This is a genomic window from Methylocystis echinoides, assembly GCF_040687965.1.
GTDB lineage: Bacteria > Pseudomonadota > Alphaproteobacteria > Rhizobiales > Beijerinckiaceae > Methylocystis > Methylocystis echinoides_A.
This window is the reverse complement of the sequence record NZ_CP156084.1, coordinates 1,014,366-1,027,116: the sequence shown is the minus strand read 5'-3', so window position 1 is coordinate 1,027,116 and position 12,751 is coordinate 1,014,366. Positions and strand designations below refer to the sequence as shown.

Annotated in this window: 9 protein-coding genes; 2 read left to right on the top strand and 7 right to left on the bottom strand. The window is 67.7% G+C overall.

What is annotated here, in order from left to right; genetic code table 11:
* Nucleotides 1-67: 67 nt before the first annotated feature.
* Nucleotides 68-1,309, bottom strand: a complete 1,242-nt coding sequence (locus RVU70_RS04900; protein WP_363349956.1) for an N-acetylmuramoyl-L-alanine amidase — start codon at nucleotides 1,307-1,309, stop codon at nucleotides 68-70.
* A 714-nt stretch (nucleotides 1,310-2,023) separates the two neighbouring features.
* Here RVU70_RS04900 and RVU70_RS04895 point away from each other — a divergent pair.
* A complete protein-coding gene (locus RVU70_RS04895) occupies nucleotides 2,024-5,008 on the top strand; it encodes an Rne/Rng family ribonuclease (RefSeq protein ID WP_363349955.1) in 2,985 nt (994 codons plus the stop codon).
* 74 nt (nucleotides 5,009-5,082) lie between these two features.
* Here RVU70_RS04895 and RVU70_RS04890 read toward each other — a convergent pair whose 3' ends face one another.
* On the bottom strand, nucleotides 5,083-6,252 hold the full coding sequence (locus RVU70_RS04890; protein ID WP_363349954.1) for an aminotransferase class I/II-fold pyridoxal phosphate-dependent enzyme: 1,170 nt from the start codon (nucleotides 6,250-6,252) through the stop codon (nucleotides 5,083-5,085).
* 147 nt (nucleotides 6,253-6,399) lie between these two features.
* Here RVU70_RS04890 and RVU70_RS04885 point away from each other — a divergent pair, with 147 nt between their 5' ends.
* A complete protein-coding gene (locus RVU70_RS04885; RefSeq protein WP_363349953.1) occupies nucleotides 6,400-7,698 on the top strand; it encodes an MgtC/SapB family protein in 1,299 nt (432 codons plus the stop codon).
* Here the strand turns inward: RVU70_RS04885 and modC are convergent.
* The 5 genes from modC to RVU70_RS04860 form a co-directional block, all read right to left on the bottom strand.
* Nucleotides 7,693-8,772, bottom strand: coding sequence for a molybdenum ABC transporter ATP-binding protein (gene modC, locus RVU70_RS04880; protein WP_363349952.1), 1,080 nt, complete (start codon nucleotides 8,770-8,772; stop codon nucleotides 7,693-7,695). The genes RVU70_RS04885 and modC overlap by 6 nt on opposite strands.
* On the bottom strand, nucleotides 8,769-9,455 hold the full coding sequence (gene modB, locus RVU70_RS04875; RefSeq protein WP_363349951.1) for a molybdate ABC transporter permease subunit: 687 nt from the start codon (nucleotides 9,453-9,455) through the stop codon (nucleotides 8,769-8,771). The genes modC and modB overlap by 4 nt, the downstream gene beginning before the upstream one ends.
* 56 nt (nucleotides 9,456-9,511) lie before the next feature.
* Nucleotides 9,512-9,832 (bottom strand): thioredoxin, encoded by a 321-nt coding sequence (gene trxA / locus RVU70_RS04870; RefSeq protein ID WP_363349950.1) that lies wholly within the window; start codon nucleotides 9,830-9,832, stop codon nucleotides 9,512-9,514.
* Nucleotides 9,833-10,405: 573 nt separating this feature from the next.
* Complete coding sequence (locus RVU70_RS04865) at nucleotides 10,406-11,941, bottom strand: acyl-CoA carboxylase subunit beta (protein WP_363349949.1); 1,536 nt, start codon at nucleotides 11,939-11,941, stop codon at nucleotides 10,406-10,408.
* A 46-nt stretch (nucleotides 11,942-11,987) separates the two neighbouring features.
* Entirely contained in the window at nucleotides 11,988-12,665 is a 678-nt protein-coding gene (locus RVU70_RS04860) for a hypothetical protein (RefSeq protein ID WP_363349948.1), read from the bottom strand.
* Nucleotides 12,666-12,751: the final 86 nt, after the last annotated feature.

Here is a 12,751-nt window from a genome sequence, read left to right as displayed (position 1 = left end):
ATTCGGGCCGCCGGGCAGAGCCCCCGCTCCGATCCGGCCGAATGCCCAATTGACCCGATTTTGTGTTTTATTGTGGGCGCGGCTTCTCGGGCGCGCGCGCCTCGCGGGAGCGGGCGGCGAAAAAGGCCTCAATCGCCTCGGCCGTCTTGCCGGCCGCCTGGTCGCGCCACTCGGGCGAGGTCAGCCGGGCGAGATCCTTCTCGCTCGACAGATAGCCGAGCTCCAGCAAGGCTGATGGAATATCGTAGGATTTCAGCACGACGAAGCCGGCGGAGCGCGCCGGATTTTTGTTGAGGCTGCCGGCCTCCTTCCAGCGGGCGATGAGCGCCTGCGCAAATTGCGCGCTGAAGGCGCGCGTCTCCCGCTGGGCGAGATCGACCAGAATGTCGCCGACCTGTTCGCTCGCCTGCGCGCTGTCGACGCCCGCCGCCTGATCCGCCAGATTTTCCTTCTCGGCGATTCGCGCCGCCTCCGCGTCCGAGGCCCTGGCGGAGACCGTATAGACCGTCGCGCCCTCGACATGGCCTTCCGCCAGCGTGTCGGCGTGGACCGAGAGGAAAAGCGCGGCGTTGTGGCGATGCGCGATGCGCACCCGCTCGTTGAGCGGGAGGAAGACGTCCTCCTCGCGGGTCATCACGGCCTTGATCCGCCCGCCCTGCTCGATCTTGGCCTTGAGGGCGCGGGCGAATTCGAGGACGATCGCCTTCTCCTGCTCGCCGTGCTTGCCGGTCGCGCCCATGTCCACCCCGCCGTGGCCGGGGTCGATCATCACCACAGGCTGGTCGGAGGGCGTCGGCGCGGCTTCCGCGACCGCGGCCGGCTCGGCCTTGGCGGCGACGGCGCTCTCGGCGACAGACGCGTTGAAGCTTGCCTCCGTCGTCGGGGCGAGGTCGATGACGAGGCGGCCCCCCTCGGCGCCCGCCTTCACGACCCGCGCGGGGGCGAGGAGGTCGACCACGACGCGGGCGCGTCCAGGCGCGAACTGCCCGTATCGATAGGATTTGATGAGCTTCGAACCAGCGGCCGAGCGGCCCTCCCTGGCGTCGATGCGAAACGCCACTTCGGGCAGATCGACGATGACGCGCGGCGGATTGGCCACGGGGCGCGCCTGCGCCTCGACCGCGCCGGTCATGTCGAAGACGAGACGGGAATGGTCGTGGGCCGTCTCGACGCGGCTCGAATAGGCCGTGACGGGCTGCGCCGGCTCAGCCGCCGCGGCGAGGCCGACGCCGGAGAACGCAGCAGCTCCCGCCGCCGCGCAGAGAAAGCGCTGGCCGGCCTTTCTCGAGCGGGGAGGCGGGTGCGTCATGGTCAGGGATCCTGCAAGAGATCGAGGCTCGCTCTCAATATAGGCGATTCTTCGAGCCTGTCCGTTAAGGCTTCGTTAACTTCCACAACCTTGCGCCGGCCTTGCCGAGCGGCCCATCGGCGGCGCTTGCGCGTTTCGCGGGCGCCCGCTATGAAGGAGCGGCGCTCCCTGGGAGTCCGCTGGCGTGCGCCATTACCGGCGCGCCTTGCAAGTCCGGCCAGCGGCTTTTCGGGATGGGCTGACGTTTCTGAAACGTCGCCAGCGGCCTTCAGGCCCAATGCGACGGATGCGCGCCGCCTTCAGGCGGTCGCGAAAGGTTTTTTGACGATCTCATGGCCAGGACCATGATAAGCGCAGCAGCGGAGGTTCGCCTCGCCCGGTTCGACCGCGCGATGCGTCTCTGCTCACGCCGCGCGCGTCCCGGTCCGTTCCCCGGCGCCTGCGCCGCGGGCGATGTTCCGGCTCGAGATCGTCATCTTGTCCGGCTCTGCGTCGAAACGTCGGGCCTGCGCCCGCGTGCGGCGTCAAGCCAAGCCTATCTCAACGCCGGTCCTCGCGCCGGCCAGAGCGCTACAGGCCGAAGGCCTTTCCCCTTTTCTCGCACAACAAGCGTTCGCGCCCTCGGGCCTCGCCGAAAAGCGGCCGCCGCGTCCCTGACTGGACCGCGGCGCCCTCCGCCGGCCGCCGCGCGCGCAGCGCCCCAAAGAGTCCCACATGGCAAACAAGATGCTGATCGACGCCTCCCACCCGGAGGAAACCCGGGTGGTGGTGCTGCGCGGTAACCGCGTTCAGGAATTCGACTTCGAGGCCGCCGACAAGAAACCGCTGCGCGGCAATATTTACCTGGCGAAGGTGACGCGGGTCGAGCCCTCGCTGCAGGCCGCCTTCGTCGATTACGGCGGCAACCGCCACGGCTTTCTGGCCTTCGCGGAAATCCACCCGGACTATTATCAGATCCCCGTCGCCGACCGTCAGGCGCTGCTGGAAGAAGAGAGCCGCGCCCATCGCCAGGACGAGGAAGAGGAGCAGCCGCATCGTCCGCACGGCCGTCGCCGCTCCCGCCGCCGTCAACCCGAGGCCGCCGAGAAGCGCGCCGGCGCCGATGAGACGCTGGTCAGCGAGGCCGTCGACGTCGAAGCGCTGATCGAGGCGGCCGGAGACGACCAGCCGGCCAGCGAGGAGACGGCCGCCGAATCCGTCGTCGCCGCCGCCGAGGACGAGCCGCGCCCGGAAGAGGCCGAGGCCCCGACCGACGTCGAGGTCGAGGCCGAGGCGGTCGAGGCCGTGGAAGCCGTCGGGATCATTGAGCCCGACGAAGGACATCACACCATTTCCGTCGATCCGGCGGGCTTCGGCTCCGTCGAGGAGGGCGCCGCCGAGGAGTTCGCCGAGGCGATCCCGGAGCCGGACCACGAATTGAAGGCGCGTCGCCAGGACGAGCGCGACGAGGAGCGCGAGCGCGCCCGCGACGAAGCTGAAGAGGCGGCCGACGAGGGCGAAGAATTGGCCAGCGCGGGCGAGGGGCTCGAGGCCCGCGCGCCGCGGGCGCCGGCTGACGAGGACCACGACGACGAGGAGCACGACGAGGAAGAACACGTCGAGCACATCGGCGGCGACGCCATGGACGAGGCCCCGTTCAGGGTCGTGCGTCCCCGCCGCCAGTACAAGATCCAGGAAGTCATCAAGCGCCGTCAGGTGCTGCTCGTTCAGGTCGTGAAGGAAGAGCGCGGCAATAAAGGCGCGGCGCTGACGACCTATCTGTCGCTCGCCGGCCGCTATTCGGTGCTGATGCCCAACACCGCGCGCGGCGGCGGCATCTCCCGCAAGATCACCGACGGCGCAGATCGCAAGCGCCTCAAGGAAATCGTTCACGACCTCGAAGTGCCCGAGGGGATGGGCGTCATCCTGCGCACCGCGGGCGCCACGCGCACAAAGGCCGAGGTCAAGCGCGACTTCGAATATCTGCTGCGGCTGTGGGAAAGCGTGCGCGAACTGACGCTGCGCTCCAGCGCGCCGACGCTCGTCTATGAGGAAGGCTCGCTGATCAAGCGCGCCATCCGCGACCTTTATGGCCGCGACGTCGAGGAGATCGTGGTCTCGGGCGACGAGGCCTATCGCGAGGCCAAGGACTTCATGCGCATGCTCATGCCGAGCCATGCCAAGAACGTGAAGCAGCACCGCGAGCCCTACCCGATCTTCGCCGAGGCGGGGGTCGAGGCGCAGCTCGACGCCATGTTCTCCAATCACGTCACGCTGAAATCCGGCGGCTATCTGGTGATCAACCAGACCGAGGCGCTCGTCGCGATCGACGTGAACTCGGGCCGGTCGACGCGCGAGCACAATATCGAGGACACGGCGCTGCGCACCAATCTCGAGGCGGCGGACGAAGTCGCCCGCCAGCTGCGCCTGCGCGACCTCGCCGGCCTGATCGTGGTCGATTTCATCGACATGGAGGAGAGCCGCAACAATCGCGCCGTCGAGCGCCGGCTCAAGGACGCGCTGAAAAACGACCGGGCCCGCATTCAGGTCGGCCGCATCTCGCATTTCGGCCTTCTCGAAATGTCGCGCCAGCGCATCCGCGCGGGCGTCGTCGAGGGGTCGACGGTTCCCTGTCCGCATTGCGCGGGCGCGGGACATGTCCGCTCCACCGCCTCGATCGCATTGCATGTGCTGCGCGTGCTGGAGGAGGCGCTGATCAAGAGCGCGGCGCATGACGTGACGCTGCGCACCCGCGGCGCGGTCGCGCTCTACATCCTCAACCAGAAGCGCGCGCATCTGCATTCGCTGGAGAGCCGCTTCGGCGTGCATATCACCGTCGCCGCCGACGATACTCTGACGGGCGCCAATTACCACGCGTTGGAGCGCGGCGAACTTGCGAGCGGGCCGCGCGTCCCGACCGCGCCCGCGCCGCTGCGCGTCGATTCGCTGCGCGCCGAACCGCTTGAGGAAGAGATCCTCGAAGAGGAGGCGCTGGCGGAGGAAGAGGCCGCCGCCGACGGAGCCGAGGAGGAGCGCGCCGAAGGGCGTCGCGATCGCCGCTTCGCGGGCGAAGAGGGCGAGGAGGGCGCGCCGCGCGGGCGGCGTCGCCGTCGTCGTCGCGGCCGCGGCGGCGCCAACGGCAGTGGCGAGGTTTTCGCGCCCGGCGCCGAGCAGCCGTCCGACGAGGGCCTCGCGCTGATGGCCGAGATCGAGGGCGCGCCGGCCCCGCGCGAGCCCCGCGAACCCCGCGAACCCCGCGTCGGGCGGGGGCGCGGTCCGGGCCGCTGGCGCCGGTCGGCGCCTCTGCCGGACGAGTTCCGCGATCCCTCCGCGCTCTTCCCGCTCGACGGGGGCGAGGCGGAAGCTTTCGTCTCGCCGCGGGAGGCGCATATGCCCGACTTCGCCCCCGCGCCGCAAATCGTGACGCCTGCGCTCGAGGCCGCGGCTCCCGAGGCCCCGGCCGCCGAAGCGCCGGCGACGGTCGCAACGGCGGCGACGCCCGCCGCGGCGGAGGCGGAAATCCCGCCTGCCGCCGAAGCCGTCGTCCCGGAGGCGGGCCCCGCTCCCGACGCCGCGCCGGCGGCCGCTGCGCCAGAAACGCCGGCCGAACAGCCGACGACCCCGCGCGAGCCGACCCAGGTCGTCATCACCGCGGCCGATCCGAAGACCCCGAAGAAGGGCGGATGGTGGCAGCGCGTCCGCGGGCCGTTCAACGAATAGGCCGGACGTTCACTGGAAACACGCGAAACCTCGAGATTCCCTCTCCCGCGAAGCGGGGGAGGGGCAGGGACTGGCTAAAGACGCGCCTGCGGCAGCCAGGCTGCGAGCCGCGCGACGCCTTCGGCGACTTCCGCTTCCGAACCGGCATAGGAGAAGCGCGCCTTTGTCGCGCCGCGCTGCGGATCGAAATCGAGGCCGGGGGTCGCCGCGACCCCCGCCTCCGCCAGCATCCGTCTGCAAAACGCCATCGAGTCGCCGGTGAAGGCGGACACATCGGCGTAGATGTAAAAGGCGCCGTCCGGCGGCGCGAAGCGGTCGAGGCCCATCTGCGGCAGCCGCGCCATGAGCAAGGCCCGATTGCGCGCATAGGCCGCGCGGTTCTCCTCCAGTTCGTCAGTAGCGTCGAAAACGGCGAGCGCCGCATGTTGCGAAATCGTCGGGGCGCAGATGGCGAGCGATTGCTGCAAGCGCTCGAGCGGCCGCATGAGTTCTTCGGGCGCGACGAGCCATCCGAGCCGCCAGCCGGTCATTGCGTAATATTTGGAGAAGGAATTGACGACAATGGCGCTTTTTGAAAAGCGCAGCGCCGTCTCGGCGGGGACCGCATATTCGAGCCCGTGGTAGATTTCATCTGAAATGAAGACGATCCCCGCCGCCTCGCAGTAGGCGCAGATACGGGCGAGCTCCCCGGCGTCGATCATGGCGCCCGTGGGGTTGGCCGGGCTCATCAGCAGCGCGCCGTCGAGCGGCTTTTCGCGATGCGCCGCCTCCAGTATGGCGGCCGTGGGCGCGAAACGGGTCGCTGCGTCGACCGGCAGCGGCGCGGCTTCTAGGCCGAGCGAGGAGAGAAGATTGGCGTAAGCAGGATAACCCGGCGCCGTGACGGCGATGCGCGCGCCGGGATCGAAGGCGGCGAGCAGCGTCAGCATGAAGGCGCCAGAAGAGCCGGTCGTCACGATCACCCGGTCGGGCGGGACCTCGACGCCGTAGCGCGTCTGGTAATGGCGCGCGATGCGCGCCCGAAGCGCCGCCTCGCCCATCGCCTCGCCATAGCCGAGCCGTCCGGAGGCGAGGGCCGCCTCGGCGGCGGCGCGCGCGAGCCGGGGAACCGGGGCCCCGGGTTCGCCAAGCTCCATATGGATGATGCGCCGGCCCGCGCGCTCCAGGCGCCGCGCGTCGCGCAACGTCTCCATCGCCATGAAGGGCGCGACGGCGGATCGGCGGGAGGGACGCAGGCGCGACATTTTTCAGCCTTTCGATTGCAGATGGCGGGATCGATAACGATTTGGCGCTAGCGAATGTCTCTAAGGCGCCGCGACTTCCAGCGCGAGTTTTCGCATCTCCCACAGAAAGGCGCTTGGGCATGAAGGCGCTTATGAAGGCATTTGGACATGTATGAATTGGGCGCCGCCGCATTGATCCAGCGGCTTGCCTATGCGCTGGCCATCGGGCTGCTCATCGGCCTCGAGCGCGGATGGGACGCGCGCGCCGAGCAGGAGGGCGAGCGCACCGCTGGCGTCCGCACCCATGGCCTCGCCGCACTGCTCGGCGGCGTCTGGGGCGCGGTGGCGCTGGAATTCTGGCATGACGCCGGGGTCGTCGCGCTGGGTCTCTCCTTCCTGCTCTTCGGCGCCGCCATGGCCGTCTTCCGCTATCGCGAGACGGAGCACGACAAGACGTTCGGCGCGACCTCAGTCGTCGCCATGATGCTCGCATATGCGCTCGGGGCCTTGGCGGTCGTCGGAAATGAGGTGGCGGCGGCGGCGGGCGCCGTGGCGACGACGATCCTGCTGGCGGCGAAGGGGCTGCTGCACGAATGGGTGCAAAAACTCACCTGGGAGGAGTTGCGCTCCGGGCTCGTGCTGCTGGTTATGAGCTTCATCCTGCTGCCCGTCCTGCCGAACCGCGCCATCGACCGCTGGGGCGCGGTCAATCCTCACGAATTGTGGCTCATGACAGTGCTGATCGCCGCCGTCTCCTTTAGTGGCTATGTGGCTGTGAAGATCGTCGGCTACCGGCGCGGGATCGCCGTCGCGGGCATGGCGGGCGGACTCGCCTCCTCGACGGCGACCACGGCGGCCATGGCGCGACTGGCGGCCGAGAATCCCAAAGACGTGGGCGTGCTGGCCGCCGGCGCCCTCTTCGCCAATGCGATCATGGGGCCGCGCGTCCTCGCCATTCTAAGCGTCGTCAATCCGGCCTTCGGCCTGCGTCTCGCGGCGCCGCTGATCGGCGTCGGCGTCGTGTATCTGCTGGCGGGCGGCTTTCTGATGTGGCGCGGCGCGGCGTCCGGCGAGCGCGAAGGCAATCCCGTGGCCGGCGCCAATCCGCTGGATTTGCCGGCGGTGCTGAAATTCGGCGCGCTGCTCGCCGCAGTGATGGTCCTTTCCAAGATTCTCACGACCTTCGCCGGCAGCTCCGGGGCCTATGCCCTGGCGCTGGTGTCCGGCGTCGCCGACGTCGACGCCATTTCGCTGTCGATGGCCCGGCACGGCGAGCAGGAGGTCGGCTGGACGGCGGCGGCGTTCACCGTTCTGCTCGCGGTGCTGAGCAATACCCTGTCAAAGGTGGCGATGGCCTGGGCCATGGGCGGGACGGCGATGGGGTTGCGGCTCCTCTTCGCTTCCATCCTGGCGCTCGGCGCCGGCGTGGGGGCGCTCGTTCTGATCCCGACGCCGCAAGGACTATAGCGCGCGTTCGTCGAGCGCCACGGCCTTGACGAGGGCGAAGGCCTCGGCGCCGCTCGTGAGATTCAATTCGTCGAGCGCGAGCCGCGTGACGGCGGCGACGAGCCTGTCGCCGCCGCTCAACTCCAGCGTGACGAAGGCGAGGGCGCCGTCGCCGGCCTCGATCCGGGCGATCCGCCCACGCAAAATCGTGCGCACGCTGGTGTCGGCCGGCGGAGATTTCGCCAGCGCGACATCCGTCGCGCGGATCGCGACGCGCGCCTCCCGGATGTCTGGAAGACGCGCGGTGACGAGGATCTCTCCGGCGGGATGGGCGAGGCGGGTGACGCCATAGGCCGCATCGACAGAAGCGACTCGCGCCGACAGCGTATTGACGAGGCCGAAACGCCCGCCCGCGATGAGCCGGCTCGCGCCCGGCAGAACGTCGAGCGGCGGACCCTGCGCAACGACACGGCCGCGATCCATGACGACGGCCTCGTCGGCGAGTCGGGCGATCTCCTCCGCGGAATGGGAGACGAGCACGATCGGCGTGTGGAACGCGTCACGCAGCCGTTCGATCAATCCCATGATTTCCTGCCGCCGCGCATGATCGAGGGCGGCCATGGGCTCGTCCATCAACAGGAGCCGCGGCGAGGCCAGTAGCGCGCGCGCGAGCCCGATGCGCTGACGCTCGCCGCCGGAGAGCGTCGCGGGGCGACGGTCGAGGAGATGGCTGACGCCGAGCGTCTCGACGATCGCGTCGAAGGGCGCGGTGCGCTCGGCGCGCGGCGTGAAGAAGCGCCCGAAAAGAATATTCGACCGGACGCTCAGATGCGGAAACAGCAGGGCGTCCTGAAACACGACGCCGACGCGCCGCTTCTCGGGCGCCAGAAAGACCCGATGCGCCGTGTCGACGAGCGTGACGCCGTCGACGACGATTCGCCCGGAGTCCGGCCGGGCGATTCCCGCGAGGAGATGGGCGAGCGTCGATTTGCCGGCCCCCGACGGGCCATGCAGCGCGAGCACGCGCGCGCGGCTTTCAAAGGCGCAGGCGAGTTCGAACTCTTGCCGGCGCAGGCGAACGTCGAGCGCGATCATTTCGAGGCGCCGAGCCGGGACTGAAGCGCTTCCGATGCGAGCAGCGCCGCGACGGCGATCGCCGCGGAGATGGCGGCGAGCCGCAGCGCCGAGGCGTCGCCGTCGGGCGCCTGCAGCAGCGCATAGATCGCGGCGGGGATGGTGCGCGTTTCGCCGGGAATGCTGGAGACGAAGGTGATCGTCGCGCCGAATTCGCCGAGCGCCTTGGCGAAGCCGAGAATGGCGCCGACGAGCACGCCATTGGCGGCGAGAGGGAAGTCGACGAGCGCGAAGCTCCACAGGCGGTTGGCGCCGAGCGAGCGGGCCGCCGACGACAGCCGCGGGTCGACGGCCTCGAAGGCCAGCCGCACCGGCCGCACCATGAGCGGAAAGCTCATCACGGCGGCGGCAAGCGCAGCGCCCGTCCAGCGGAAGGCGAAGACGAGCCCGAAATGGTCGGCGAGGAAGGCGCCGATGGGGCCTCGCCGTCCAAACAGCAGCAGCAAAGCGAAGCCGGTGACGACCGGCGGCAAGACGAGCGGCAGGTGAACCGCGGCGTTGAGCGCCGCCCGGCCAGGAAAACGCCAGCGGGCCAGCGCATAGCCAACCAGGACGGCGACGGGAAGAGAGGCCGCGACGGCGACGGTCGCGACCTTCACGCTAAGGGCGATGGCGACGAGATCTTCCGCCGTCAAATCGAGCAAGCTATCGCCATCCGCTTCGAGGGGCCTGTCTCAAGGCGCCGCTCGCAAGAAACATGTCAGACGGCGGCGGAGATCCATCGGCTCAGCTCGCCTTTCGGCGCGGCGCCGACCTTTTGCGCGGCGGCCTTGCCGTCCTTGAATAGAATCAGCGTCGGAATCGAGCGGATGCCGAGCTTGCTGGCGACCGCCGGGTTCTCGTCGATGTTGAGCTTGACGACCTTGACCTTGCCCTTCATCTCCGCCGCGATCTCCTCCAGCGCGGGGGCGATCATCCGGCAGGGGCCGCACCACTCGGCCCAGAAGTCGACGACGACGGGCTCGGCGGACTTCAGGACTTCCTGCTCGAAAGTGGCGTCGGTGATTTTCTGCGTGGACATGAGAGGTCTTTCGTTGCGGCCGGGGGTGGCGGGCCAATTGCGGGACAAAGGTCGAATTCGAAAGGGAACGTAGGAATGGGCGAAACCTGCGTCAAGCAGCGGCCGGAGCCGGGACAGAGCCTTGCGCCTATCGGTTGAGAGAGAAGTTCTATAATGCCCCCTCAAACACAAAGAGCGGGGACGGCCGGGCCGCACCCCACTCTTTGGCACCCTGTCCTTTAACCGGAATCCACGCTCGGTCTCGAAGTCTTTTGCGCTCCGATAACCGCTTGCATCGGCTCGTCTCTCGAACCAGTCGCAAGCTGCGTTTTCTCCGGCGTCCTCCCCGACTTGGACCGTTGCTGGGAATAGAAAGCTAAACGCTTTAAACGCTTAGGCTTACCCAACCAACTTGGCGAGGGGGACATTATGCCAAATCCAAAGGGCTGTCACCCGAAAAACGAGCAGTCTGGCGAATTTTCGAAAAGGGCGCCCCAGGATTGGGCAGCCCGTCGAGAGCCGTCTCGAAAGGGTACAAATCAAAGGGCGCGGCTCTTCGCCGCGCCCTATCGAAGCTCTTCTCGCCACGCTTCGTTACAGCGGAATGTTGTCGTGCTTCTTCCAGGGGTTCTCCAGCTCCTTGTGACGGAGCAGCGCCAGCGCGCGGGCGATTCGCCGACGTGTCGAATGCGGCATGATCACCTCGTCGATATAACCGCGCTCGGCCGCGACGAAAGGCGAGAGAAAGCGATCCTCATATTCCTTGGTGCGCTGCGCAATCTTCTCCGGATCGCCGAGATCGGCGCGGAAAATGATTTCGACCGCGCCCTTGGCGCCCATCACGGCGATCTGGGCGGTCGGCCAGGCGTAATTGACGTCGCCGCGCAGATGCTTCGACGACATCACGTCATAGGCGCCGCCAAAGGCCTTGCGCGTGATGACCGTCACTTTCGGAACTGTGGCTTCGGCATAGGCGAACAAAAGTTTGGCGCCATGCTTGATGAGGCCGCCATATTCCTGCGCGGTGCCCGGCAGGAAGCCGGGAACGTCGACGAACGTCACGATCGGAATATTGAAGCAGTCGCAGAAGCGCACGAATCGCGCCGCCTTCTTGGAGGCGTCGATGTCGAGCACGCCCGCGAGCACCATCGGCTGATTCGCGACGAAGCCGACCGTGCGCCCCTCGACGCGGCCGAAGCCGACGACGATGTTCTTGGCGTGCGCCTCCTGAATCTCGAAGAAATCGCCCTCGTCGACAACCTTCGAGATGAGCTCCTTGATGTCGTAGGGCTTGTTGGGATTGTCGGGAATGAGCGTGTCGAGCGACATGTCGAGCCGGTCGACGTCGTCGAAGCTCGGCCACTCCGGCGGCTCTTCGGTATTGGACGAGGGCAGAAAGTCGATGAGCCGGCGCATCTGCAGCAGCGCCTCGACGTCATTGTCATAGGCGCGGTCGGCGATGGAGCTCTTGGTCGTGTGCACCGAGGCGCCGCCGAGTTCTTCCGCCGTAACGGTTTCATTGGTGACGGTCTTCACCACATCGGGACCGGTCACGAACATATAGCTCGTGTCGCGCACCATGAAGATGAAGTCGGTCATGGACGGGGAATAGACGTCGCCGCCGGCGCAGGGGCCCATGATGACGGAGATCTGTGGAATGACTCCGGAGGCCATGACATTGCGCACGAACACTTCGCCGTAACCGCCGAGCGCCGCCACCCCCTCCTGGATGCGCGCGCCGCCGGCGTCGAAAATGCCGATGACCGGCGCGCGGTTTTTGAGCGCCATGTCCTGCAGCTTGATGATCTTCTGCGCATGGGTCTCGGAGAGCGAGCCGCCGAATACGGTGAAGTCCTTGGCGAAGACGAAGACCGCGCGGCCGTTGACGGTGCCCCAGCCGGTGACGACGCCGTCGCCCGAAGTTTTCTCGCCCTGGTCCATGCCGAAGTCCGTGCAGCGATGCGTCACGAACATGTCGAATTCTTCGAAGGAGCCCTGATCGAGCAGAAGCTCGATGCGTTCGCGCGCGGTGAGCTTGCCGCGCGCATGCTGCGCGTCGATGCGCTTGTGGCCGCCGCCGAGGCGCGCCGAAGCGCGGCGCTGTTCGAGCCCCTCGAGAATATGTTTCATGTCCAGCCCTGCTTCTTTTCTCTGCTTATTGCGCCGCGCGCCTTGTTTAGAGTTTGCGCGATCCGAGCCGCCAGCGCGCAATGTCCTTGCCGCTCAGCATGTAAAGCTGATCCGGCGAGGTGCGTTCGGCGAGATTGACCAGTTCCGGGGAGACGCCCATGTTGCTGGCGTAGCGCGCGAGCATGTCGCGCATCCCGCCGTCGTCATAATTGCGCTCCCTCACGAGCCCTTCCGAAAAATCGAAGCTCGTCGAATAATTGAACATGCGGTGAATGCCAACGCGGCTTTCCGGCGGAATCACCCGCCGCTTGCCGCCCATCAGCGCATAGACGCACGCCGAATAGCAGCGTCCCGAGACCAGCGCCATTGCATCGCCCGCCTGCGCGGCCGGGCGCGCCACCACGACCGCCATGCCCAGCCGGCGCAACGCCTGTCCGAACTCCATCGAGGCGACCACTTTGCCGCCCGGCGAGTCGAGCAGCAAAATGCCGTGCAGATTGCCGGAGCCGACATTCTCGCGGACGAAACTGACGAAGGCGTCCGGCGTCCCTTCCGCGATCTCGCCCTGCGCGGCGATCATTTGCGGGCAGCGCGCGCCGCAATTCTCTCCATTGACGCCGACGACCCGAAAACTCATCTCCTCGGCCCGCGCCGGGCCCGAGAACAGCCATGCCTGAGCCAGAAGGCTGAAAACGCATAGAGTCAGGGTCTTCAGTCTCGTCATGGTCGCGGGCGCCTCGTCTCTCCGGATGGACGTCAAGCCTAATTCCTCATCAGCGCGCGGCAAAGGACTTTCGCATGGCGCCCGCG

Bases quoted from the DNA above. Each gene is read 5' to 3' on its own strand.
- RVU70_RS04900 (WP_363349956.1), bottom strand. From the start codon at position 1,309: ATGACGCACCCGCCTCCCCGCTCGAGAAAGGCCGGCCAGCGCTTTCTC.
- RVU70_RS04890 (WP_363349954.1), bottom strand. From the start codon at position 6,252: ATGTCGCGCCTGCGTCCCTCCCGCCGATCCGCCGTCGCGCCCTTCATG.
- trxA (WP_363349950.1), bottom strand. From the start codon at position 9,832: ATGTCCACGCAGAAAATCACCGACGCCACTTTCGAGCAGGAAGTCCTG.
- RVU70_RS04860 (WP_363349948.1), bottom strand. From the start codon at position 12,665: ATGACGAGACTGAAGACCCTGACTCTATGCGTTTTCAGCCTTCTGGCT.
- RVU70_RS04865 (WP_363349949.1), bottom strand. From the start codon at position 11,941: ATGAAACATATTCTCGAGGGGCTCGAACAGCGCCGCGCTTCGGCGCGC.
- modC (WP_363349952.1), bottom strand. From the start codon at position 8,772: ATGATCGCGCTCGACGTTCGCCTGCGCCGGCAAGAGTTCGAACTCGCC.
- RVU70_RS04895 (WP_363349955.1), top strand. From the start codon at position 2,024: ATGGCAAACAAGATGCTGATCGACGCCTCCCACCCGGAGGAAACCCGG.
- RVU70_RS04885 (WP_363349953.1), top strand. From the start codon at position 6,400: ATGTATGAATTGGGCGCCGCCGCATTGATCCAGCGGCTTGCCTATGCG.